21 protein-coding genes and 1 pseudogene are annotated in these 25,032 nt (G+C 48.9%); 10 read left to right on the top strand and 12 right to left on the bottom strand.

Features of this window, described 5'->3' with window-relative positions; all coding sequences use genetic code 11:
- Positions 1 to 11: 11 nt before the first annotated feature.
- From AC3CIC_RS19935 to AC3CIC_RS19915, 5 genes are all read right to left on the bottom strand, one after another.
- On the bottom strand, positions 12 to 476 hold the full coding sequence (locus AC3CIC_RS19935) for a GNAT family N-acetyltransferase (protein WP_488515950.1): 465 nt from the start codon (positions 474 to 476) through the stop codon (positions 12 to 14).
- The gene (locus tag AC3CIC_RS19930) at positions 466 to 1,152 is read right to left on the bottom strand and encodes an SDR family oxidoreductase (RefSeq protein ID WP_488515949.1); all 687 of its coding nucleotides are present in this window, start codon (positions 1,150 to 1,152) and stop codon (positions 466 to 468) included. Before AC3CIC_RS19930 ends, AC3CIC_RS19935 begins: the two co-directional genes overlap by 11 nt.
- 532 nt (positions 1,153 to 1,684) lie before the next feature.
- Entirely contained in the window at positions 1,685 to 2,731 is a 1,047-nt protein-coding gene (gene gbdR / locus AC3CIC_RS19925; RefSeq protein WP_488515948.1) for a choline metabolism transcriptional regulator GbdR, read from the bottom strand.
- Positions 2,732 to 3,052: 321 nt separating this feature from the next.
- Complete coding sequence (locus AC3CIC_RS19920) at positions 3,053 to 3,967, bottom strand: pseudouridine-5'-phosphate glycosidase (protein WP_488515947.1); 915 nt, start codon at positions 3,965 to 3,967, stop codon at positions 3,053 to 3,055.
- Positions 3,961 to 5,052, bottom strand: coding sequence for a PfkB family carbohydrate kinase (locus AC3CIC_RS19915; protein ID WP_488515946.1), 1,092 nt, complete (start codon positions 5,050 to 5,052; stop codon positions 3,961 to 3,963). Before AC3CIC_RS19915 ends, AC3CIC_RS19920 begins: the two co-directional genes overlap by 7 nt.
- A 261-nt stretch (positions 5,053 to 5,313) precedes the next feature.
- Between AC3CIC_RS19915 and AC3CIC_RS19910 the strand changes: the two genes are divergently transcribed.
- The 4 genes from AC3CIC_RS19910 to AC3CIC_RS19895 are packed head-to-tail and all read left to right on the top strand — an operon-like array spanning position 5,314 to position 10,587.
- Positions 5,314 to 5,841, top strand: a complete 528-nt coding sequence (locus AC3CIC_RS19910; RefSeq protein WP_016958329.1) for a formate dehydrogenase subunit gamma — start codon at positions 5,314 to 5,316, stop codon at positions 5,839 to 5,841.
- Positions 5,838 to 7,415, top strand: coding sequence for a formate dehydrogenase beta subunit (locus AC3CIC_RS19905; RefSeq protein WP_488515945.1), 1,578 nt, complete (start codon positions 5,838 to 5,840; stop codon positions 7,413 to 7,415). Before AC3CIC_RS19910 ends, AC3CIC_RS19905 begins: the two co-directional genes overlap by 4 nt.
- Positions 7,416 to 7,467: 52 nt before the next feature.
- Positions 7,468 to 10,341: a formate dehydrogenase subunit alpha gene (gene fdhF, locus AC3CIC_RS19900; RefSeq protein ID WP_488515944.1), complete on the top strand. Its 2,874-nt coding sequence runs from the start codon at positions 7,468 to 7,470 to the stop codon at positions 10,339 to 10,341.
- Positions 10,342 to 10,587: a formate dehydrogenase subunit delta gene (locus AC3CIC_RS19895; protein ID WP_016958332.1), complete on the top strand. Its 246-nt coding sequence runs from the start codon at positions 10,342 to 10,344 to the stop codon at positions 10,585 to 10,587. It begins immediately after the preceding gene.
- A gap of 21 nt (positions 10,588 to 10,608) precedes the next feature.
- Here AC3CIC_RS19895 and AC3CIC_RS19890 read toward each other — a convergent pair whose 3' ends face one another.
- The 3 genes from AC3CIC_RS19890 to AC3CIC_RS19880 form a co-directional block, all read right to left on the bottom strand.
- Entirely contained in the window at positions 10,609 to 11,385 is a 777-nt protein-coding gene (locus AC3CIC_RS19890; protein ID WP_488515943.1) for a siderophore-interacting protein, read from the bottom strand.
- Positions 11,386 to 11,506: 121 nt separating this feature from the next.
- Positions 11,507 to 12,640: a Gfo/Idh/MocA family protein gene (locus tag AC3CIC_RS19885; RefSeq protein WP_488515942.1), complete on the bottom strand. Its 1,134-nt coding sequence runs from the start codon at positions 12,638 to 12,640 to the stop codon at positions 11,507 to 11,509.
- 61 nt (positions 12,641 to 12,701) lie between these two features.
- Positions 12,702 to 13,409: a GntR family transcriptional regulator gene (locus AC3CIC_RS19880; RefSeq protein WP_394209048.1), complete on the bottom strand. Its 708-nt coding sequence runs from the start codon at positions 13,407 to 13,409 to the stop codon at positions 12,702 to 12,704.
- Positions 13,410 to 13,633: 224 nt separating this feature from the next.
- Here AC3CIC_RS19880 and AC3CIC_RS19875 point away from each other — a divergent pair, with 224 nt between their 5' ends.
- From AC3CIC_RS19875 to AC3CIC_RS19850, 6 genes are all read left to right on the top strand, one after another.
- On the top strand, positions 13,634 to 14,791 hold the full coding sequence (locus AC3CIC_RS19875; RefSeq protein WP_017006214.1) for an LLM class flavin-dependent oxidoreductase: 1,158 nt from the start codon (positions 13,634 to 13,636) through the stop codon (positions 14,789 to 14,791).
- Positions 14,788 to 15,690, top strand: coding sequence for an aldo/keto reductase (locus AC3CIC_RS19870; RefSeq protein ID WP_488515941.1), 903 nt, complete (start codon positions 14,788 to 14,790; stop codon positions 15,688 to 15,690). Before AC3CIC_RS19875 ends, AC3CIC_RS19870 begins: the two co-directional genes overlap by 4 nt.
- The gene (locus AC3CIC_RS19865) at positions 15,687 to 16,163 is read left to right on the top strand and encodes a flavin reductase family protein (RefSeq protein WP_016958338.1); all 477 of its coding nucleotides are present in this window, start codon (positions 15,687 to 15,689) and stop codon (positions 16,161 to 16,163) included. Before AC3CIC_RS19870 ends, AC3CIC_RS19865 begins: the two co-directional genes overlap by 4 nt.
- Positions 16,163 to 16,693 (top strand): TRAP transporter small permease, encoded by a 531-nt coding sequence (locus AC3CIC_RS19860; RefSeq protein WP_016958339.1) that lies wholly within the window; start codon positions 16,163 to 16,165, stop codon positions 16,691 to 16,693. The genes AC3CIC_RS19865 and AC3CIC_RS19860 overlap by 1 nt, the downstream gene beginning before the upstream one ends.
- Positions 16,694 to 16,730: 37 nt before the next feature.
- The gene (locus tag AC3CIC_RS19855) at positions 16,731 to 18,020 is read left to right on the top strand and encodes a TRAP transporter large permease (RefSeq protein ID WP_016958340.1); all 1,290 of its coding nucleotides are present in this window, start codon (positions 16,731 to 16,733) and stop codon (positions 18,018 to 18,020) included.
- Positions 18,021 to 18,107: 87 nt separating this feature from the next.
- The gene (locus AC3CIC_RS19850; RefSeq protein WP_488515940.1) at positions 18,108 to 19,199 is read left to right on the top strand and encodes a TRAP transporter substrate-binding protein; all 1,092 of its coding nucleotides are present in this window, start codon (positions 18,108 to 18,110) and stop codon (positions 19,197 to 19,199) included.
- A gap of 101 nt (positions 19,200 to 19,300) precedes the next feature.
- Here the strand turns inward: AC3CIC_RS19850 and gltS are convergent, their stop codons facing one another.
- The 4 genes and pseudogenes from gltS to katG all read right to left on the bottom strand — a co-directional run bounded on the left by gltS (position 19,301) and on the right by katG (position 24,872).
- Entirely contained in the window at positions 19,301 to 20,527 is a 1,227-nt protein-coding gene (gltS, locus tag AC3CIC_RS19845) for a sodium/glutamate symporter (protein WP_488515939.1), read from the bottom strand.
- 484 nt (positions 20,528 to 21,011) lie between these two features.
- Positions 21,012 to 21,350, bottom strand: a complete 339-nt coding sequence (locus tag AC3CIC_RS19840; protein WP_488515938.1) for a DUF1840 domain-containing protein — start codon at positions 21,348 to 21,350, stop codon at positions 21,012 to 21,014.
- 295 nt (positions 21,351 to 21,645) lie between these two features.
- Positions 21,646 to 22,260 (bottom strand): S-(hydroxymethyl)glutathione synthase, encoded by a 615-nt coding sequence (gfa, locus tag AC3CIC_RS19835; RefSeq protein WP_016958344.1) that lies wholly within the window; start codon positions 22,258 to 22,260, stop codon positions 21,646 to 21,648.
- Between the two features lie 402 nt (positions 22,261 to 22,662).
- Positions 22,663 to 24,872, bottom strand: a pseudogene (gene katG / locus AC3CIC_RS19830) (catalase/peroxidase HPI).
- Positions 24,873 to 25,032: the final 160 nt, after the last annotated feature.

The raw sequence follows: 25,032 nt of genomic DNA, 5'->3' as shown, positions 1-25,032 counted from the left end.
ATTTCGGCTTTTTATTTTTTGCATGAAAGTAGTCGCACCATTCTGATGTGTTCTACTTGGGTAGATTTAGAGAGGTAAATATTTCCCACGGATATAAATCCTGCTTTTTCGTACATAGATATCGCTTGTATGCGAGCATTCAGCTCTATTTTTTTGGTGCCTAAATGATCGGCGTGTTCAACGATTCTATTCAACAGCATTGAGCCAAAGCCTTGCTGTTGAACTTCTTGTGCAACCACCATCTGTGAAATCTTCATGGAGCCGTTTGAGAGGGCACTTAACCTGCCGTAAGCAAGGATATTTTCGTGATCGGCAAAGGCAAAGTGCTGGCTGGTCGCCTCGAGATCATCAAAAACTGTTTCAAACGGGAGATGGTGCATTTCAAAAAATAGCGCATAGCGTAGTTGCAAGGCTTGTGCATAGAGTGGGGATTCAGTGGTGATCTGTTGAAAAGTTGCGGTTTCTTTACCATGCATGCTCTTTCCCTTCCCATGTTAAGAACTTTCCTGTGTGTGCAAGGGTCAGCTGGCTGGTCAGTGCAACAATGCCTTGTGCGCTTTCCTTTGCGGATATTTCAGCGTCTTCACCCCCCATGTCAGTTCTCACCCATCCTGGATGAACGGGACAGACGATGATGCCTTTCTCTTTCAATTCCAAAGCAAGTACCTGCATGACTTTGTTCACTGCTGCTTTTGAACTTCGGTAAGCATGCATGCCGACAGATTCGCGATGCAATGAGCCCATTTGACTGGATATCGTGATCACACGGGGTGAGTCACTTATAGCAAGGTTTGGTATGAGCGCACTTGTGACCATTAATGGCGCGATAGTGTTTACTCTAAATGCTTCTGCCCAACCTTTTGCGTCCATATCATGATAGGACTGGTTATCGGGTCCAATGCTGCCAGCGTTGTTAATGAGAATGTCGATGACGATACCGTCAAGTATCGAAACAAGTTCATCGATGCTTTTTTCATCAGTGACCTGTAAAGGACGCAATGAAAGTTGATTGGTCGATAACAGCGCATTGAGGGCGTCGGGCGCTGTATGGCCTCGGTAGGTCGCGAAGACTTGATTACCGCTTTCAAGGAACTGCTTAACTAACTCAAGCCCAATTCCTCGGGTTGCTCCCGTGACTAAAACTGTATTCATATGACGAGAAATTCCAATGCCTGATTTTTCAGATAGATTATATCTCATTGATAAATAGCGGAAATCAAACTCAGCAATCTACGTATCAGATCGCAAATTGCACTGTGGCGAGGAAATAACCCTGACAGTTCAATATATTACGCTTCGCAAATAAAGTTACCCACAGAAACGGTGGATAACCCTCTGGGTAACATTTAATTGATACAATTGTCATTGTGATTTTTAACGATTTGATCTTTAAATTTAGCGTGTTAACGATTTGGATTAAAACAGCACACACTTTATTCTTTGACAAAAAAAGTAATGGTTTATCGGGGTTTTGTGTATGAGTCTCACTGCTTATTCATCTTTAAAGTAGCCTAGTTTTATTGGCAAATAGTAGGCTTGTGCGGCTCATTTATGACGTATTTTCACTGGGTGGTTAATATTTGAACGGCAAGAGTGACGGTAAGGAAGTGTTGAAATCTCAGCGAAAAAAGCCCGAACAACAATGTTCAGGCGAGATGGGGTAGGTTGAGTGGCGTAAATAGCGCTAGATGGCTATTTGCTCGCCATCTATAGTCGTTATCAACGTTGCGTCCACCATTTGCGTTGTTGGTACATTCAGAGATTGTTTGAGCCCAAGACGCTCTTCTCGCGGCGGAATCCCAAAATAGTCGCGATAGCATTTACTAAAGTGCGGCGTAGAAACAAACCCACAGGCAATAGATATTTCAATGATCGATAAGTTAGTTTGATTCAGGAGCTGCCTTGCGCGGCTTAACCTTAAATGCAGATAGTAGCGCGAAGGCGAACACTGTATGTGACGTTGAAAAAGCCTTTCCAATTGGCGTCGTGACAAAAGCACCAACGCAGCCAATTCATCAATGCAAAAGGGCTCTTCAAGATTGGCTTCCATTAATGACACGGTTTCCAACAGTTTTGGTTGCGCTGTACCAATCAGGTTCCGGAGCGGCACTTTTTGAACATCTTCACTGTTTCTCACGCGCTCACACATGAACATTTCTGAAATTGCGGCACTCAGCTTATTTCCATGCTCTTGTGTCACCATGCTCAGTATCATGTCCATAGGTGCGGTCCCACCTGCACTGGTCATTCTTTTCTCACACAGGGAAAACAGCTTGTTACTGACTCTTACTGATGGGAAGGCTTCCTGAAATCCGGCCAAATTCTCCCAGTGAATGGAACATGTTTTATCTTTCATTAGTCCGGCTTTTGCTAACACATAACTACCCGTACAAATGGCACCAAGGGTTTTGTGTTTGCGATCTTGTAAAGCCAGCCAACTGAGCAATTTGGGCGTGTAGTTACGTTCGATATCAACGCCGCCACACACAACCACAATATCAACCTCTCGTTGAGTCTTAATGTGTTCGTCCACATTGATGGTTAGTGAGTCGCTAGCAGACACAGGGTGACCGTCTTCGCTCAAGGTAAACCATTCGTATAACGTTTCGCCAGACAATCGGTTGGCCATTCGCAATACTTCAATGGCAGATGCCATCGCCAGCATGGTGAAGCCATTGCAAAGGTAGAAACCAAGCCGGACAGGTTGGTGAATTGAGGATACTGAGCCCATTGATGGAACCCCTCCGTTATGGGTTTAGTGAACTAAACCGTCCATGTTTAAATTCATTACAGTTCGTATTGAAATCAGCCAGCAGTATTAGTGGCTCATAACCTCTGCGTAGGACATTGTTAACAAAAAGTAAAATGTGAACATCCAAATCTGTCCATTAAAGGCGATGTTTCTTGAAAATATGAGGAATGATGGGGCTGATTATCGAAAATGAAACACATTACTCCGCGGGTGTGTAGGAGTAATGTGTTTAGACGTGTAAACATTATTTGGGTGTGTGGAGTGAGTGAGTTTCATCCCACGGCTTTTAGCAAGATGCAGTTATTTGCAAAACGAAGCCGCCACGTTCGCCGCTAGTTTGGCGTTGTTCAGTACTAATGCAATATTTGCTGTTAAGCTGCTTCCCTGAGTTTTCTCAGCAACTTTCGCCAGCAAAAATGGGGTTGAGTCTTTGCCTTTAATGCACTTTTCATCCATTTCGGTAATAGCTTCTGCAATCACACCATTTATCAAGGCTGAAGCCATGGCGTGTTCAGGAGGGATCGGGTTGGCTATCACGACACCACCTTTCAGTGACATTGACCATTTAGCATTTAGTGCTGCAGCCACCTCTTCGGGAGAATCAAGGCGATAGTCGACGCCAAATTCGCTCTCACGGGTATAGAAAGCGGGAAGGGTATCTGTTTGGTAGCCGATCACAGGTACACCTTTGGTTTCGAGATATTCCAAAGTCAGACCTAAATCCAAGATAGATTTGATACCCGCACAAACGACAGCAACATTGGTTTGAGCAAGCTCCTCCAAATCAGCAGAGATATCGAAAGTGGTTTCAGCGCCGCGATGAACGCCGCCAATACCGCCTGTCGCGAACACGCGAATGCCAGCCATATCCGCCAAAATCATCGTGGATGCGACCGTGGTTGCGCCGTCACATCGGTTTGCCACAATAAACGGAATATCGCGGCGACTGGTTTTTATGGCGTCCTGACCGCGCTTACCGAGGTAAGTAATTTCTTCTTGCGAGAGTCCAATTTTTAAACGGCCCTTGAGAATCGCAATCGTTGCCGGCACGGCACCATTGTCTCTTACAGTTTGCTCAACGCGTAACGCTGTTTCGACATTTTCTGGGTAGGGCATACCGTGGGAAATAATGGTGGACTCAAGCGCTACAACAGGCTGACCAGCATCTAAGGCGGCTTTTACGTCAGGATGTATATCGAGATAAGGATTTAGCATAAGACGCCCTCAATGCGTTGTTGAACCAAAAGTTCGGTAATGTCTGGGTTAATGGTGTTGATGTGTTCCATGGCAAGCGCGGAGCAACTTGCAGCAAACTCGCAAGCGTCGGCTTCTTTCATGCCTTGTAGTTGGCCGTGTACGAGGCCAGCTAAAAACGCATCACCTGCACCATTGGTATTAATGATGTGCGACGTAACAGGGCGGATAAGGCGTTCTTCTCGGGGTGTTCGGAACAAGATGCCGTCAGCTCCCATACTAAGAAACAGCCGTTGAACACCGTGTTGGATAAACCAATCCGCCATTTCGTCGATGTCTGATTCGGATTCCACCGTCATTCCGGAAATCATCTGCGCTTCCACCAAGTTAGGTTTCAGGGTGTGGATGTGTGACAAATAAGGGCGGGCTTTCATCGCTTTGGTTGCTGACACTGTGTCGAGATAAATAGCCTGATCACTAAAGTTGCTAAACACATAAGCCAACACGGTATCGCTGAGGTTGGTGTCCAGCACTATTGCTTCTGCGTGGCGAATCATCTCTGCCTGTCGGCTGATCAGAGAAACATCTAGTTTGTCGAGAATAGACATATCCGCGACTGCAGCGAGCATATCGCCATCATGGTCAAGCAACGACAAATAGGTAGAAGTGATTTCGTTTTCTAAGACGCTGACCCCGCGAACATCGACGCCAGCACGACGCGTGATATCTCGTACCATGCTGCCGTAAGTGTCATCTCCTACCACAGAAATGAGTTTGACGTCTGTGCCTAATCGCGCCAGGTTTTCCGCGATATTGCGCCCAACGCCGCCTGCTGAATGAGAAATATTACCAGGGTTAGAGTCTCTAGGAATCAATTCGGCATTGGGTTGGCCTAACACATCAATGTTGGTGCCGCCAATGACCACCACATATCGTTGTTGGTCCACAATGTATCCCTTGCCGCGAATCACGCCTTTTTTGGTCATATTCATGATATGAACCGCCACTGAAGATCGGCTGATATTCAGTAACTTGGCAATGCGCTGTTGCTGAATAAAGGGGTCATCTTTGATCAGTTGCAGGATTTCATCTTCACGGGTGGTCATAGCCTCTCACCTAACATCTGTTTAGATAGTAAACAAATGTTAGTTTTTATCTTGCTGTGTAAACTGTCAATTGTTACTGAGCAATAATTAATCAAAGTGTGATGGTGAAATGAAAATATGCTGAATTATTAGTCATTTCCCAATGGCCTTGCGTAGGCTCATAGGTCGTAAAACGGGTAAAAGTGGTCTCATTTCGAGAACAGGAGGAGGCGTAAATACCACTACACTTAGGAAGACGAGTTCGCTTAGCAAGGAAGGCAAATGGATAACTCTGCGTCACAGCCAGCATTACATCGCTCGCTGACAGAACAAGAATATCAAGCCGTCAATGAAGCGCTAAATGCGCTAAAGGCCAAACAAGGTGCATTGCTGCCAGTACTTCATCACATTCAAGGGGTGCTGAATTATGTGCCTCCATCATCGGTTCCGGTGATCGCCAGAGGGCTGAATCTTTCCGATGCCGACGTGCATGGTGTGATTAGCTTCTATCACGAGTTTCGTCATACCCCGCCGGGAGCCCATGTCATTCAAATTTGTCGCGCAGAGTCGTGTCAGTCAATGGGCTCGCGTTCACTTGAACAGCATGCGTGTTCACGCTTAGGTATCGAATACCATCAAACCACGCGAGATAACAATTTCACGTTGGAGCCTGTCTATTGCCTTGGAAATTGCATGAACTCACCGGCTGTGAGGGTGGACGATCAAATCTATGGCGACATGACAGACGAAGAGTTTGACCTCCTGCTTAACGGGTTACTGACACAAGTGATAGAGGTAAAAGCGCCATGAGTTATCGAATATATATCCCGCTTGATACGTCTGCCGTCTCTCGCGGTGCCGATCAGGTTGCTGATCACATGTTGCACAGTGCAGCCAACCTTGGTGAAGACATTGTCGTGGTTCGCACGGGGTCGCGCGGTATGTTCTGGCTTGAACCGATGGTTGAAGTGGAATCTGAGCAAGGGCGCATCGCGTTCGGCCCTGTGACGCCAGATGACGTTGACGCCTTGTTAGCACTTCGCTTTTTCGACCCAGATGGCAACGGCGATGCAGGGCTAAATCACCCGTTGTGTCTTGGCGTTACCGAAGACATTTCTTATATGAAGAAACAACAGCGATTGACCTTTGCCCGTGTAGGCATTGTTGATCCGCTGGATATTGATGATTACCAAAAGCACGGCGGGTTTGTCGGGCTTAAAAATGCGTTGGCATTGTCCTCGCAAGGCATTTTGGACGAAGTCAAAGCATCGGGCTTACGTGGACGCGGCGGAGCGGCGTTCCCAACAGGTATCAAATGGCAGACAGTGGCGGATCAAGTCGATCGCCAAAAGTATGTGATTTGCAACGCCGACGAAGGGGATTCCGGCACCTTTGCAGACCGCATGCTAATGGAAGGCGACCCGTTCACCTTGATTGAAGGGATGATCATTTGCGCCATGGCGGTGGGGGCAAATTATGGCTATGTGTATACCCGATCTGAATATCCCAAAGCGTGTGACATTTTCCAAAAAGCCATTGATACGGCCAAAGCCGCAGGTTATTTAGGCGATAACATTTGCGGTTCTCATTGTTCGTTTGAACTCGAGTTGCGCGTCGGCGCTGGGGCGTACATTTGCGGCGAAGAAACCTCGCTGATGGAAAGCCTTGAAGGAAAACGTGGACTGGTAAGAAGCAAGCCGCCTCTGCCTGCGATTCAAGGGTTATTCGATAAGCCAACGGTCATCAACAACGTGATATCCCTAGCCTCGATCCCCACCATCATGGCGCAAGGGGCTGAGTATTATCAGAACTTCGGTCAAGGACGTTCGCTCGGCACCATGCCCATCCAACTGGCCGGCAACCTCAAACAAGGGGGCTTGTTCGAACTTGCGTTTGGGGTGTCAATTCGTGAATTACTGTTTGAATTCGGTGGCGGTAGCAAAACCGGCAGGCCGCTAAAAGCCGTGCAATTGGGTGGTCCGTTGGGCGCGTATTTGCCGGAATCAGAATGGCACATCGACATGGATTACGAAGCACTATCCACCAAAGGTGCCATGTTAGGGCACGGGGGTATTGTCGCCTTTGACGACCGTACTGACATGAGCCAAATGGCGCGATTTGCGATGGAATTTTGCAGTATTGAATCATGTGGTAAATGTACGCCGTGTCGTATTGGTGCGGTGCGCGGTGTGGAAGTGATCGACCAGTTAATGACCGAAACCGGTGAAGCGAAAGCAGAGAGTGAGATTTTGCTGCGCGATCTTTGTGAAACCATGGAACAAGGCTCGCTTTGCGCCATGGGTGGCATGACGCCTTACCCGGTCAAAAGTGCGCTGAAATACTTCCCCCTTGATTTTGGACTTGCCGAGCAGGCAGACCAATGAGTTTTAGATAACCTAGCGAAGTCAGCGCAATAGCGCGGCAAGGAGCAAAGCAATGGTTGAGTATTACATTCCCATTGAGCAAGACCGCAAGGATTTTGGCACGCTTGCCATTACAGGCGAAGATGTGCAGACAGTGACCCTTTCGATTGATGGTTGGCCTGTCACCGTGCCACAAGGCACGTCTGTGATGCGTGCCGCTTCAACCTTGAACATTCAAATCCCCAAACTGTGCGCAACAGATAGCTTGGATGCGTTTGGTTCTTGCCGATTATGCGTGGTTGACATTGAAGGCATGCGCGGTAAACCGGCCTCATGTACGACGCCTGTTGCTGAAGGCATGGTAGTGACCACCGAAAACAGTGCGCTTAAAAAGTTACGACGTAACGTCATGGAGTTATATATCTCAGACCATCCGCTTGATTGTCTGACGTGTGCGGTGAATGGCGATTGCGAATTACAAGACATGGCAGGTGCCGTTGGACTTCGTGATGTTCGCTATGGATTCGATGGTGAGAATCACCTCAACATGGAAAAAGACACCTCGAATCCGTATTTCACCTTCGATACCAGCAAATGCATCGTGTGTTCGCGCTGTGTGCGTGCTTGTGAAGACATTCAAGGCCAGCATGCGTTAACGGTTAACGGTCGTGCGTTTGAATCCCGTATTGTGGCGGGCGATAACAATTTCATGGAATCTGAATGCGTGTCCTGCGGTGCGTGTGTGCAAGCTTGCCCAACAGCGGCGCTGACAGAAAACAGCGTGATTGAACAAGGTACGCCGAGTCATTTTCGCATTACCACTTGTGCCTATTGTGGCGTCGGTTGTTCGTTTCGTGCGGAAATGCGCGGCGATCAGTTAGTGCGTATGGTGCCGAACAAAGACGGCAAGGCCAATCAGGGGCATTCGTGCGTGAAAGGGCGCTTCGCCTTTGGTTATGCAACTCACAAAGATCGCATGCTGGATCCCATGATCCGCGAATCAATCGATCAGCCTTGGCGCAAAGTGAGTTGGGATGAAGCCATTACTTTTGCTGCCAATCGTCTAACCAACATTCGTGATAAGCATGGCGTGAATGCCTTGGGCGGTATTACCTCGTCTCGTTGTACCAACGAAGAAACCTATCTGGTACAGAAACTGGTGCGAGGAGCCTTTGGCACGAACAATGTCGATACTTGCGCCCGCGTCTGTCACTCGCCAACAGGGTATGGCCTTAAAACCACCCTTGGTGAATCCGCAGGAACACAAACCTTCGACTCCGTGCAGTTGGCCGATGTCGTTATCGTGATTGGCGCAAACCCGACTGACGGTCACCCTGTGTTTGCCTCCCAACTAAAACGTCGATTACGGGCGGGTGCCAAGCTGATCGTGATTGATCCGCGTGAAATTGATTTAGTGAATGCGCCGCATGTGCGTGCGCAATATCACCTACAACTTCGTCCGGGAACCAATGTGGCGGTATTGAATGCGCTCGCGCATGTGATCATCAAAGAGGGTCTGGAAGATTTACCGTTTATTGAAGAACGTTGCGATATCGCTGAGTACAACAAATGGCGCGAATTTATCGCTCAGCCTTCCCACGCGCCTGAAGTGATGGAAAGCGAAACAGGGATACCCGCGATGCTGATCCGCGAAGCGGCACGGCTTTATGGCAAAGCGGGCAATGGCGCGATTTACTATGGCCTAGGTGTTACTGAACACAGTCAGGGAAGTTCGGCAGTCATGGGTATCGCCAACCTTGCCATGGCAACGGGTAACCTTGGTCGAGAAGGTGTCGGTGTGAACCCGTTGCGCGGTCAAAACAACGTGCAGGGCAGTTGCGATATGGGGTCGTTTCCTCATGAGTTACCGGGTTATCGACACGTGTCTGATCCTGCAGTGCGAGCGCTGTTTGAAAGTGAATGGGGCGTGCCCATCGACAGCGAGCCAGGTCTTCGCATTCCCAATATGTTTGATGCTGCCATAGCGGGTCGATTCAAAGCTTTGTATGTGCAAGGTGAGGATATTGCACAATCGGACCCTAATACCCAACACGTAGAAGCCGCGCTTTCCGCGCTGGAGTGTCTTATCGTGCAAGACATCTTCCTCAACGAAACCGCCAAATTCGCCCATGTGTTTTTACCAGGCGCAACTTTCTTGGAAAAAGATGGGACATTTACCAACGCCGAAAGACGTATCTCTCCAGTTAGGAAAGTGATGGCACCTTTGTCAGGCAAAGGTGATTGGGAAGCAACGGTCGCCTTGTCTAACGCCCTTGGGTTTGAAATGAACTACAGCCACCCATCAGAAATCATGGATGAAATAGCACTCCTTACACCGACCTTTCATGGCGTGAGCTATGAAAAACTGGATGAGTTGGGGTCTATTCAATGGCCGTGTAATGAAGAAGCGCCTGACGGCACACCTACCATGCACATCGGTAGCTTTGTGAAAGGAAAAGGCAGCTTTGTCGTCACTGAATATGTGGCGTCGGAAGAGAGAGTGAACAAACGCTTCCCGCTCATTTTGACCACGGGTCGAATACTCTCACAATACAACGTGGGCGCGCAGACACGTCGAACAGACAACTCGCAATGGCACACTGAAGATGTATTGGAAATTCACCCATTGGACGCGGAAGACCGCGGTATTACTGATGGCACGCCAGTCAGTGTAGGTAGCCGAGCAGGGGCCGTAACCCTTCAAGCGAAAATTAGCGAACGTATGCAGCCCGGCGTGGTTTATACCACCTTCCATCATCCTGTTTCTGGCACTAACGTGATCACTACCGAAAACTCAGATTGGGCAACAAACTGCCCTGAATACAAGGTCACGGCAGTGCAGGTGAAAATTGCGGTGGCGCAGGGCGATTGGCAGGCGCGTTTCCAAAAGTTTGATGAAGAACAGCAAGCGCATTTGTCGGCAGCGACGCAAGATGGAGAGTCCTGAATGGAACACAATATGAACGGCGAGCTGATACGAAATCAGCGTTTGTATGATATGGCTAACCAAATCGCGGACAACCTCATTCATGGCAGGGATGAGGCTGACACCGTCGACGAAGTGGCTTCGCACATTCGCCGGTTTTGGTCGCTCGACATGAAAGAAAGCTTGTTTGATGCGGTGGGTTCGGAAGCGTTGAACCCAATCGCCAATTCGGCAGCAGAAAAACTGGCGATCGACTACCGCAAATAGTTAGCTTAAGTCTCAGATGGGCTAGGCGGTGGCTTCCGCGTCTTCGCGCTTTGCCACTTTATGGCCTTCTTCTGTCACGCCATTTTTCCAGTAGCTGCTGATGTAAATGTTGTCGCGCTCTACGCCTTTTTCATTGCGAAAATACTGGCGAAGTGTCCGCATGGAATCAAACTCGCAGGCACACCAGACGGCGGCTTCGCCATCAAGCCATGTTTTTTGCACAACGTGTGAGGCAAGAGAATCGTTTTGGCCTTTCACGATCCATTCCACGCTCATGCCTTCTGGGGCATCGAGCGTTTGTATGTCTTCTTTCGAGAGTACTTCAATCACAGCATAGCCTTTGGCGTTTTTGGGCAACGCACTGATTTTCACAGACAGGGCAGGCAACGCCGTCATATCTGCCACCATAAAGAACCAGCCTGCTTCTTGATTGATAGTTTGAATGGTGCCGGGGCCTGCAATGTTAATGGTGTCGCCTTGTTTGGCATTCATCGACCAACGCGCGGCATGACCACAACCGCAGTCATTGACGTTGTGCCTTACAAAATCAACAGTGACGGTATGTGCGCTTAGATCAATAGCGCGAATGGTGTAAGTGCGAAGAACGGGGCGTTCGCTGTCTGCCAATGTGCTCAAATCGGTACTGCCATTGGGTGTAAACATCAGCTTGATATAGCCACCTTCGCAATTGGAAGGAAAGCGTGACAACCCTTCACCGTGAAGGACAATACGCTGCATGTTAGGTGTGATTTGCTCAGAAGATTGAACGACAAGCGAAGTAGGGCTGGGTTTATTCATTCTTGTTCTCGTGGTTTTTAAGACGACTGGACTGTGCCTACAATAAGATCACTCAAAGAACTTATCAATGATAACAATTATCATTTGCATAAATTTACATTTGAATAATATCAGTTAGGGATCAACGCAAACTAAAGTCCAAGCCATCGTCGTTTAGGGTGACAACTTTGTGTTGCGTAAGAGATGTTTGCGCCGCTAAACCCATTACCACGGCTTTTAAGCCATCTTCCAGCGTGACTTCTACCTCTTGTTCGCCCCAAATAGCACGTTGAAATCTTTGATGCTGATAGAAAGTCGAGCCATTGTGATCGCCCGCTTCAAGCAGGGCGGAGTCAACGGGCACATCCATGACTTTAGGCCCCTTAGGGTCTCGTGGGCTGGAAATCACCTGCGGCACGGGCGCATCACCTAGCGTATCTGTTGGCCAAAATCGACCCGGTCCCGGCACTAAGCATTCGACTTTCCCTTTGTCGCCGACCACACAGATCTCTTCTTGATACCGTGAACCTTCAGCAAACATGCAAAGTTCTAAGCTGGCGCGGGTGTGGTTGTCGAATTCGATGGTCACCATGGCATTGTCGATAATGTCTGGCGTTTTCCCTTCATATTGCTCGTCTCGATGATTCACTGCCTGATTACCAGAGGCAAATACGCGCACGGGATTGGCGTTCGCCATGAGGCGCATTAAATCGAAAAAGTGGCAGCATTTTTCGACTAAAGTGCCGCCTGTTTTTTGGTTAAAGCGGTTCCAATCATCGATTTTATGCAAGAAAGGAAAGCGGTGCTCTCGAATGGAAAACAAGTGGCGCTGCCCGATTTCACCGCCATGAATCAGTGAAAGCAATAAGGTGATGGGCGGCATGTAGCGATATTCCATCGCGACCCAAATGGGCGCAGGGTAATTGGCGGCTGCTTCACTGAGTTTTTTCACATCATCAATGTGAGTGCAAATCGGCTTTTCTATCAGAATGGGCAAGGTACAGCGGCTCATAATGCCAAGCAGTTGCTCCGCATGTTGAAAGTTAGGTGTCACGACAACGAGCGCATCCACATCGTTTGCTTCAAGCAAGGCATCCAGATCCGATACCGCACGTGCACTGGGAACGAGCGCTTGGGCTTTTTTGAGCATGTCAGGGTTTGGCTCGGCAAGCACAGTGATCTCAGCATGATCAAGTAACTGAATATTGCGGATGTGTTCTTGTCCCATCATGCCGCAACCAAGAATGCCGTAACGGATTGGATGTCGTTTTGTCATTTTTCCTTACCTTCCTTGTACTGTTAATCCATGTGATGGCGTAGTCTCGAGCGGCATGGGGTCATGTCCAGCGCGCGGCATAGCGCACTTTTTCTGGGTCATACCAAGTGAATGAGACTTCATCGATACGATCATGGTTTGACCAACTTAACCTTTCTATGTAGCCGCAAGCGCTGCCAATGTCAGGCGCGAAATCTGCGTGTTTCCAGTCCGGTACGTGACCGACGGTGATGCTGTCTTGCACGCGTGAAATCCAAAACCCGAGCTTGTCGCGGTAATACACGTAGAGCGATTCCACCACTTCTTCGGGGGTGACGTGCTCAATGTGGCGACCATCAATCCAAATTTCTTCCATAGCAGCAGGTTGCTGATCCAATTTTCTAAGCCGTCTGAAGCGCCATAAAGGGGCATTAGACGGCAGCCCCAACAATGAAGCGACGTGGGTATTGCTGAGTCGTTCAACGTTCAAGATATCGGCATTCGGAAGTCCGCCACCGCTTTGCAATTCAAGGCGGAAGAAGTGATACACCGCACTGTTATCGGGTGTGGTTTTTACATAGGTGCCTGAACCTTGTTTACGTTCCAACAGCCCGTTGTTTTCAAGCTCGGTCAGCGCTTTTCTTAACGTGCCTACGGCGACGCCGAGTTTCTTCGCGAGTTCGGCTTCTGTCGGTAAGCGTTCACCTGGCAGCCAATACCCAGCAGAGATTTCCCTGCGTAACAATTCACTGATTTGAATGAACAGGGGTAATCGGGTTGATTCACTCATTTCTTATATTCTCAAAAAAAATAATCGTTTTAATTCTAGATAGTTAGAGGCGGATTATCTGTGAAAGATACGAGATCTTGATTTAATACATTCATCATTGATTTACTTTTCTTGGTTATCTTATAGCATTTATTAACAAATCATTCACTATTCATTTTCATATGAAGTGTGTGAATAGTTAGCCAAGAAAAACGGTTTAAGGTCTAAGGATCAGGAGAATAGCGATGAGTGTAGTGCCCATCACAAGTGCAGGATTGGATGCCTCAGAGGTTTCGTGGTTTGCGCCCTTGTGCAGTGATGATTATCGATATCTGGGTGTACCAGAAGGACGTCTGCGAAGCAGTTGGGAAAACACCCGCGATATCGTGTTGATGGCGGAGCAGCAGGGCTTTCGTAACATTTTATGTCCGTCATCTTATCAAGTAGGCCAAGACACCCTGACGTTTGCATCGGCCATGGCGCCGTTGACGGATCGCATCAATATGCTGGCAGCCATTCGTTGCGGCGAAGTGCATCCCGCTATGTTGGCGCGCACGGTGGCAACCCTTGATCACATCATGAAAGGGCGCTTAACCCTGAATGTGATTTCTTCTGATTTCCCTGGTGAGAAAGCCGACAGTGCTTTCCGATATCGTCGCTCGAAAGAAGTGGTCGATATTTTGCGTCAAGCGTGGACACAAGATGAGATTCGCTATGACGGTGAGGTGTACAAATTGAGCGAAATATCTACCGACCCTGTGCGCCCGTATCAACAAAACGGCGGGCCATTACTGTATTTCGGGGGCTACTCACCCGATGCACTCGAGCTTTGTGGCTCTGAATGCGATGTGTATTTGATGTGGCCAGAAACCGAAGACATGCTCGAAAAGCGAATGCGCGCGGTGAACGATGTCGCTCAACGACACAATAGGACCTTGGACTATGGTCTGCGGGTTCACATGGTGGTGCGTGATACTGAAGCGGAAGCCAGAGAGTATGCTGAATCGCTGGTATCAAAATTGGATGATGAATTTGGTCGTTCGATTCGAGACCGTGCGCTAGACGCAAAAAGCCTCGGTGTTGCGCTGCAGTCAGAGCAACGTGATCACGCGGATCAATTTGGTTTTACGGAGCCAAACTTGTGGACAGGTGTTGGCCGCGCCCGCTCGGGGTGTGGTGCTGCGCTGGTGGGCAGTGTCGATCAAGTATTAAGCAAAATAGAGCGCTATCAAAAGATGGGAATCCGCTCGTTTATCTTCTCGGGTTACCCGCACAAAGACGAATGTGAAATTGTTGGGCAGAAAATCCTGCCAGAATTGAAAACGTGCTCATTGCCTGATGAATATGGGCGAGTACCTGCAACCACGCCAGCAACACCGTTGGGTGTAGGAGAGCGAAAATGAAATACAGTGAACTTCATCCAAGCCTGTCGGCATTTAGCCGTATTGTGTATGGCGCGTGGCGATTGGCCGATGACTGCGACACCTCTGAAGCGCATGTTCGCGCCAAAGTGGATGCCTGTTTAGAGCAGGGTATCACCACCTTTGATCACGCCGATATTTATGGGGACTACGCCTGTGAAGCGGTGTTTGGGCAGGTGCTGGCGGCAAAACCGTCTCTGCGGGAACAAATCCAACTCGTGAGTAAATGCGACATCATGCTGCTCTCTCAGCGTTATCCTCAGCGTCGCGTGAAGCACTACGACACCTCGGCGGCACATATTCGCCAATCAGTGACCCAATCGCTGAAAAACCTCAACACAGACTATCTGGATCTCGTGCTGATACATCGCCCAGATCCCTTCATGGATCATATCGAAACAGGGCAAGCGCTTGACGCTTTGGTTAACGAAGGCTTAGTGAAAGGCGTGGGCGTGTCGAACTTCCAGCGTTGGGATTGGGATTTACTGCAATCGGGTATGAGCCACCCTTTGGTGACCAACCAGATTGAAATGAACCTGCTGACACGAAACAGCTTTACCGACGGCACGCTCGCGTTTATGCAGCAATATGGCGTGACGCCGATGGCGTGGTCTCCCCTTGCTGGCGGCGAATTGTTTGGTCATGGGGAAGCCGCGTTACGCGTCAGACCCTTGCTAGAAAGAGAAGCCGAGCGGTTTGGTGTTGGCATTGATGCCGTGGCAACCGCATGGTTACTGGCACACCCTGCGGGCATTTTGCCGGTGTTGGGTACGAATAATCTGTCGCGCATTCGCACCGCCAGCGATGCATTGAACGTGTCGATAGACAGAGAAACATGGTTTGAATTGTGGACGGCAGCCGCCGGGGAGGAAGTTGCATGAGTCGTGAACTGAGAAACGCACTCTCTTGTTTTGCAACGGGCGTGACTGTGATTACAGCACGACATGATGATCAAGACTTTGGGTTGACGTGTTCGTCGTTTAATTCGGTCTCGCTCGACCCTGCGATTGTGCTGTGGAGCATCAATCGAACCTCGACATCTAAGAGCCCTATACTCGAATCTGGTGGGTACACGGTGAGCGTGTTGGCTGTTGAGCATTCCGAGCTTGCCATGAAGTTTTGTCGTGACAGCCACGATGAACGTTTCAATGGAGTCGCTATTGAGCGTGCGCCCAGCGGTCGCGCCATCATCGAAGGTGCAGTGGCGTGGTTTGACTGTGATTTGAATGGCGTTATTGCGGCGGGTGATCACGATATTTTACTGGGTAAAGTCACCGAGTTTAGTTCGCAGCAAGACAGTGCAGGTTTGGTATTTGAACGCAGCCGATTTGGGCGGGTTGGAGAAGTGGCGTAATGACAGTGGTGACGTCGTTTGTAACGGCACTGGAAAAGCTGAATGACAAATTAGACAAGATTGGCGCGTCGATTGCGTGGGTGCTGGTGGCCTTAATGGTGTCTAGCATTCTGCTGCAAGTGGTGTGTCGGTATGTCTTCAATTCAGCGCTACCTTGGCCAGAAGAAGTCGCCAGAGCGCTAATGATATGGATGATGGCATTGGTAGCAGGGCAGGCCTATCGCAAAGGTATGTTTGTGTCGATTGACATGCTCTACAACTATGTGCCGTTTTCTGTGGCGCGCGCGATAAAAATCATTCTGTTAGTACTGGCTTTCGCTGTGCTTGTTCAGTTGTGTGTGGTTGCGATTGAGTTCTTTGATCGAGGTTTCCGCACGCGAGCGGCTTCCTTCCCATTAAAACGCGCATGGATATACCTCGCCATGCCCGTGTGCTTCGGCACCATGTTGCTGGCCAATATAGAAATGCTGCTTAAAGCGTTCATGGATAACAAAGAAAATGCCATCACTGCGCAAGCAGAGAAAGGATGAGCAACCGGGACTGATTTACCTAAGGATATGGTTGTAGATGTTGATCTTCTTTTTACCTCTGTTTTTATTGCTTCTTCTGATCGGCATGCCAGTGTTTTTTGCGCTGCTCGCCGCGCCCGGCATCATGTTGTATGCAGAAGGCATGGATCGTGATATCCCGTTGTTGTTTCGCAATATTTACAACGGCATTGATTCGTTCCCCCTCATGGCAATTCCCTTCTTTATGCTCGCTGGCGAGGTGATGAACCGAGGCGGTATCACCATGAGCCTCGTGAATTTTTCGCAATCATTCATTGGACATGTGCGCGGAGGATTGGCGCATGTCAACGTCATGTCGAGCATGTTGTTTGCGGGTCTGTCTGGTTCGGCTGTAGCAGACACCTCTGCCATTGGTTCCATGATGATCCCCGCGATGGAAAAGAACGGCTATTCGCGTAAATTCGCAGCGGCGATTACGGCAGCGTCTTCGGTGATCGGCCCCATTATTCCGCCATCCGGCATCATGATCATCTACGCCTATACCATGGAAATTTCGGTGGCGGCTTTGTTCGCAGCAGGGGTGATACCTGGGCTGATGATTGGTGGTGGCCTGATGTTGTTGATCGCCTTGATGGCGAAGCGTCAAAACCTGCCCATAGCCAGTGAAAAGGCCACATGGAAGCAGCGCGGTACAGCCACCAAAGCGGCGTTCTGGCCACTGCTTACGCCAGTGATCATCTTGGGCGGTATCCTCGGCGGTATTTTCACCCCAACAGAAGCGTCTGCCGTTGCCGTGCTATATACCTTGGTGGTTGGCATGTTCGTGCTTCGCACTATCAGTTGGAAAGACATTCCTGACATTTTCACCCGAAGCGCGAAATCATCAGCGGTTATTTTGTTGTTGGTTGGTTCGGCGTTGGCCTTCAAAACCGTGGTTTCGCTCTCTCATGCCGCAGAAGCCATGGCGGCATGGACGCTAAGTATCAGTGAAAACCCACTGATCCTCCTTTTTCTTATCAATATTCTGCTTTTTATTGTTGGCATGTTCCTCGATGCAGGGCCAGCCATCATTATTTTGGGGCCTATTCTGGCACCGGTTTTTGTCAGTTTAGGCATCGACCCTGTGCATTTCGCCATCATCATGAGTGTCAATCTCACGGTGGGTTTGGCGACGCCGCCGATGGGGTTGGTGCTGTTTGTCGCGTCGAGTGTTTCTGGCGTCAAAGTCGAAACCTTGTCCCGCGCCATCTTGCCGTTTTTGGCGGTTGAGGTGGCGGTGATTTTCCTCATTACGTTTTTCCCTGCTCTTTCAATGACCATCCCGCAATGGCTGGGATTGGCTCAATGAGTGTGGGTTTCTAGCAACCGAGAACGTGAGTTCTTACCTTAACAAGTGCAGCAGAACGCTGATGATCACGGAAGTGAAAGGTGAAGTATGAATAAAACAGTAAATCAGGTGCGTAATGCATTAAAGGGAAGTGCACTGGCGCTGTTCGCGGGGTTAATGACCACCGCAGCCCTGTCAGTTCCGGCTATGGCCGCAGATTTCAACCTTCGTGCAGTCGCAAACTCGAATGAAAACGATGAAGACTATGATGGCTTGGTCGTATTCAAAGATTTTGTGGAGGCGCACTCTAACGGCAAGATCAAAGTTGACCTGTACATAGGTACGCAGCTTTGTGGTAACGGTACTGAGTGTATCCAAGCAGTAGAAGATGGCTCAGTGGATATCTACATATCGACATCAGGTGGCGCTGCGAACATGTTCCCGTACATTCAAGTATTGGATTTGCCCTACCTGTTACCGGATGACCGTACCGCAGAAGCGGTATTGCAAGGCGACTTCGTGCGTGAATTGCGCAAAGCAATCTTGGCTGACACTGACGACAAATTACGTTTGATGGCCATTGGTAACACCGGCGGTTGGCGTAACTTTGCCAACACCAAGCGCACGGTGAAACAGCCAAGTGATTTGGAAGGGCTGAAAATTCGCACCGTGGTGGCTGATTTACCGCAAGAGCTGGTTAAATCACTGGGCGCTAGCCCAACACCGATCCCATGGCCTGAGCTTTATACCTCATTTCAAACGGGTGTTGTAGAAGGCTCTAAAAATGGCATTACTGACATCATGGGCATGAAGTTCCCAGAAGCTGGTCTCAAATACGTCACCTTGGACGGACACGCCTACATGTCAGCCCTGTGGTACATGAATAACGAAGCCTTCTTAGACATGCCAATAGCGCTGCGCAAAGTGATTGTTGACGGTTTCCGCGCGCTACAGCAAGCGACGTTTGCCTCACCGAAACGTAAATCCATTGCAGCGTATGATGCCTTTAAGAAAGCAGGCGGCACGCTTTACGTTCCAACGCCTGCCGAAAAAGCCAAGTTTCAGGAAGCTGCTGCGCCTGTATATTTGTGGTTTCAAGAGAACGTCAAAGACGGCAAGAAATGGTTTGAGTTACTTGAGGTTGAATCTCAAAAAGCCCAACAGCAGATTGCAGGGGCGGATAAAGCCGACCTTTCTTAATGTTTATGTTCCAATTGCTTAAATGAAAATCAGCCCAGATGGGCTGATTTTTTTTCGCCAATATGGCTACTCTCGTCGAGGCAGTTATTGAACCAAGATAGTTAGCTAATCACCCCAATGAAATAGGGAATGATCAGGGCATTGGCTAAATCAATAAAGAATGCACAGACCAAAGGCACAATGATGAAAGCTTGATGTGAGTTACCGTACTTTTGCGCCACGGCTGACATGTTTGCCATTGCTGTTGGTGTAGAGCCGAGCGATATGCCACCAAACCCGGCACAAACCACTGCAGCATCATAGGTTTTGCCCATTAAAGGGAAGACAACAAATACCGCAATGCTTACTGCAATCAAGAACTGAGCGGCCAAAATAATGAAGAGTGGTCCTGCTAAATCTACCAAAGCCCACAACTGCATGCTCATGAGCGACATCGACAGAAAAGCGCCTAGTGCCATGTCTGCAATCAATGCGACAGCGGGTTGACGGGATGGCCAGCGAGTACCGGTTAAACGAGGGTAAGAAGACGGAATAAGGTTAGAAATTAAGATACCTGCAAACAAGCAACTAACAAACAGGGGAAGATCCAAACCGAGCCCAGATATCACTTCGTTGAGCACTGCGCCCAAAATAATACAGAGATGGATGGCGAGCATCGCATCTAAAAAATCATAAGACGTGATACGCGTTTCTTTGGAATCTTGGCAAGTACCGACATCCACCTTCTCGCCCTCATTGGCTTTCAAGTTGTGTTTGTTGATGAGGTATTTTGCGATGGGTCCACCCATCAAACTGGCAAGAATGAGTCCAAAGGTCGCGCAGGCAATGCCAACTTCCATTGCTGTATTGAGGTCGAAAGCTTCACCAATTTTTGGTGCCCATGCGATGGCTGTGCCGTGACCGCCAATGAGAGACACAGACCCACTCAGCAAACCAAATGCCGCGGGCTGATCAAGCGCTAAAGCGAGGCCTATTCCCGTTATATTTTGGATGAACATATAACCAATGGTGATACTCAACAAAATGATAAGGGGTTTGCCGCCTTTGAAGAGATCTTTCAAGCTGGCATTAATACCAATGGTGGTAAAGAAGTAAACCAACAGCAGGTCGCGTGTGGCGAGATCAAAAGAGATATCAACCTGAAATGCATAGTGAACAACCGCAAAAAGCAGTGAAACCAGAATACCGCCTGAAACAGGCTCTGGAATGCTGAACTCTTTTAGCCAGTAACTCATTTGAGTTAATCGCCGGCCTAAGAAAAGAACGATGATACCGAGTGTAACGGCGAGAAATGATTCGATGTGCAAGAAACCGTCAACGAAGTTCATGACAATCCTTTTCATAATTAAGCATCGGATTGCGCATCATAACGATGTTTGACTCTCGCTATTTTGTTAGCAAGTTAGAGTGTGAGATGACTCGCGGATATTCGCTAGATAATCACTTTAGAATCAGTGGCTTGAGCAGGGTGCGTTCCTTTGGTTGATTGCATAGTCAAAAGAACGCAGATGTCTGTTTGGTGCAAGAACAGCGGAGCAATACACGGCTATTTTCCTGCTGACAAACAAACGCGTTTAGTGCCGAGACGGCTCGAATAATGTGAACTGATGAGTATTCGATTTCTCTTTGAGCGCAGTTCGATGGCATAGATTCGGTGAAAGGCGTTCGACGAGCCTGTTCTGATATGAAGGTTAACGTGTGAGTGTCATAGACGGGGAAGCGAAAAAGCACGGATGACAAACCCATCGATGCTTTTGTGTTTTTGCTGAAGTGTTATTGTTTCTTCGAAGGTTCGGACTGTTCAGTTCGGCCTTAAAGAAAATTGCTATTGGTAGCGTCTTGCCACATGACGTCGCATTCTTCTTTGGCGGCGGCTGTTAATAACTCTATCAAGGGAATGGCGCGATTCCCCATGCTGACGGGAGATTCGATGAAGTTTTCTTCCTCTTCATCTTCTAGCGGGTCTGGATTTGGCTGATTCTTCTCCGCTTCTATTGCGCTCTTTAACTGTGCCAGTGCTGCGTGAATATCTTCAGCGAGAATCGCGCCCGGCACGGTTTCGCTGTGTCCCATCATCTTCAACATCTGAAGACCCACATCACCAAACATAGTGATATCTGCGTAGACCTTACAGCTAAATCTAATCAGCATATTGGTGATCCTGTATTTTATGTTCTCAAGGGATATTCACTCAGCCAGTATGCCTTATGGCAAGTGACATGGCACAAACTCCAAGCGCGTTCTGTAACCATAATTCACCCTAACACAATGTGATATCTCGACTTTGAGCAAATGTGGCATCTTGTTATGGCGTGATAAACTTTAAACAGGAATGCGGGAAAGATGTGCTTTGCGTTGGACGAAAAGATGACAATGAGAAAGCCGACACGAAGTCGGCTTTTTATCTAATGTGTCGTTTAATTGACGAAGGTTTCTTGTCTTCTTATCAATGCGCTGCGCGTTGTGCAGCAACATGAGTGGCGATGGCATCCATTAAGCCGGGGGACAAGCAATCGTAGGGCTCAAGGCCTAGCTCTTTCAAACGTTCACGGATGGGGGTCATTTGTTCTGGTGGCGTGCCTGTTTCAATAATGGATGAAACAAACGCGGCAAACTCAGGCGCTGACCAGCCATCTGAATCTGATAGTTCAGTGTGAATGAAATCTAGCCCATAAAATGGGTGGTCGGCGTTTTCGATACGTCCAATCATGTGAACGCCGCAATCACGGCAGGCATGGCGCTGAATGGCTGCGCTGGTATCAACGATATCGAGTTTGTCGCTACCTTGCTCAATGGCCACATTGTCTTTGGAAACAACCGCGACTTGAGAAAACAGTGCGCCTTCTGGCTTCCAGCACTTGGAACAGCCACACACATGGTTATAGGCCGTTTGGGCAGTGACGCCAACCACAACGGGGTCGGACGAGCATTTGCACGTTAGTTTGCCGCCAGCGAATCCAGCAACGTCAGTATGTTTTACACCACCATTAACGGCGGGGTGGATAGTAATAGTCATAGGGAACACCTTAGCAATGAGATTTCGAACTCCGTTCCACATCATTTGACCTCCTGTTTTATGAAGATCCCCTCTCTTTGCGTGCCCTATGGCGTTGAGTTTGCTCGTTGGAATGAACAATGGCTCGGTGGTTTTACCTATGCATGTGTTTTACTTTTGCACGAGGGCGTGTGCCCGCAAAGAGTACCGCTTTGATCCTAGTAATACTTACGGGCGGTGAATATGCGTCGTTTTGCAAAACTCTGTTGTGAAAACGCATCGAGTCTGAGTTGGATCTTCATTTTCGGCAAGGAGCGCAGCGTGTTTGGTTGTATGAAATGGGTTGGATTGATGGGTAGCACTAAGAATGTACATTGTTTGCATAAAAAAGCGCTCGACCAATGCAGGACGAGCGCTTTGAACGCGAGGTGATACGGAATCAGCTAAAACCTCAAAGGGGGATGGACTTTAGTTCACATCAAAACGGTCGTTGTTCATCACCTTGGTCCAAGCGACGACAAAATCATCAACAAACTTCTGTTGAGCATCGTCTGAAGCGTAGAATTCCGCAACGGAGCGTAACTCAGCGTTAGAACCAAAGATCAGATCAACCGGTGTTGCCGTCCATTTCTTATCGCCCGATGCACGATCATAACCCACGTAGATACTCTCATCTTCCTGAGAAGGTGACCATTTGGTGGACATATCAAGCAGGTTCACGAAGAAATCGTTGCTTAACGTTCCCGGTTTCGCCGTGAGCACACCATTCGACGAACCATCACTGTTGGCATTGAGCGCACGCATACCACCCACCAAGGCCGCCATTTCTGGCACAGTTAACGTGAGCAGATCTGCACGTTCAACCAGCATTTCAGCGGGTGAGCGGTAGTTCTTAGACGCGTCATAATAGTTACGGAAACCATCTGCAGTGGGTTCAAGCACAGCGAAGGAGTTAACATCTGTCATGTCTTGAGAGGCATCCATACGACCGGGTGTGAAAGGCACATCGGCGGTATAGCCTGCCTCTTTCGCGGCTTTTTCGACGGCGGCATCACCACCAAGAACAATGACATCCGCCAAGGAGACCTTGGTATCACCGGCTTTTTCGTTGAATTGTTGCTGAACTGAAGTGAGTGTCTTCAACACATTTTGTAGCTCTTTAGGGTCGTTCACGGGCCAGTCTTTTTGAGGGGCTAACGCCACGCGTGCGCCATTGGCACCACCACGCATGTCAGTGCCGCGATAACTCGCCGCAGATGCCCATGCCGTTCGGATAAGCTCAGGAACGGTCAGGCCTGATGCCAAAATACTCGCTTTGATGGCGTCAGCTTGCTTATCGGAGATCAGTGGGTGATCAACCTGAGGGATAGGGTCTTGCCAAACAAGAATTTCTTCTGGAATTTCAGAGCCAATATAACGAGCGCGCGGGCCTAAATCGCGATGGTTCAGCTTGAACCAAGCTCTTGCAAATGCCTGTTCGAACTGTTCAGGGTTAGCGCGAAAAAGCTCTGCAATAGCGCGGAACCGCGGATCCTCCTTCACGGCGAGATCTGTGGTGAACATGATGGGTGCATGACGTTTGTTAGGATCGTGCGCGTCAGGAACCAGTTGCGCGGCGGCTTTAGTATCTGGAATCCATTGCTTGGCACCCGCTGGGCTCTCGGTTAGTACCCAATTGAAGTTAAATAAATTGTCGAGATAAGCGGTTGTCCATTGGGTGGGTGTTGACGTCCATGCGCCTTCTAAACCACTGGTGACAGCATCGCCGCCCTTACCTGTGCCACAGGTGTTTTTCCAGCCAAAACCTTGATCTTCGGTAGGGGCACCCGCGGGAGCTGCACCGACACAATCTTGAGGTTTGTGTGCGCCATGTGCTTTACCAAAGGTATGCCCGCCAGCGATAAGTGCGACGATTTCTTCGTCATTCATTGCCATTCGACCGAAAGAGTGGCGAATATCTTTGGCGGCTGCGATCGGGTCTGGAACGCCACCTGGCCCTTCAGGGTTAACGTAGATTAAGCCCATTTGAACCGCGGCAAGGCCTTCTTTCAAATTGCCTTTTTCATCACGTCGCTCATCGGCAAGCATCTCTTCTTCTGGACCCCAATATACCAGCTCTGGTTCCCAATCATCTTGGCGTCCACCGGCAAAACCGAAGGTTTTAAAGCCCATGGATTCGAGGGCAACGTTGCCCGTTAGCGCCATCAAATCAGCCCAAGAAAGGTCTGCGCCATATTTCTGTTTCACGGGCCATAGCAGACGTCGGGCTTTATCCAAGTTACCGTTATCTGGCCAACTGTTGAGCGGGTCGAAGCGCTGTTGACCGCCACCGGCTCCGCCTCTGCCATCCCCTACACGATAGGTGCCTGCGGCGTGCCATGCCATTCGAATAAAGAAGGGACCATAGTGGCCATAGTCTGCGGTCACCAGTCTTGAGACGTAACAAGCACCTCTCCGATATCCTTTTTCACTGCATTTAAGTCAAGGGTTCCAAATGCTTCTGCATAATCGAAATCTTCACCCATTGGGTTAGACTCCTGACTATGGTCGCGCAGCGGTGCAAGGTTGAGTTGGTCTGGCCACCAAAATTGATTAGATTTCGGTTCGCTCTGTGAGAGTGCGGGGGCAGCAACTAACACGCTTGATAATGCGATGGACAGTAATGTACGTTTTAACATGGTTGTCTCCTTTTTCATGTGTACCCAATGCGTATAATTCGCCACGTGCTTTGGACTTTTTTTGTTTTGAATTACGTTTATATTTTCTATTGGAATTTTGGTGTTAATTCTCTTTCGTGATTTTTGGTATTATTCAAATTGGGACAAGGTGAAGATTAAA

The sequence above is a fragment of the Enterovibrio sp. QJM3NY_24 genome, from assembly GCF_057786035.1.
The sequence above is the reverse complement of the archived record's forward strand: the minus strand, read 5'-3'. Positions and strand labels throughout refer to the sequence as shown.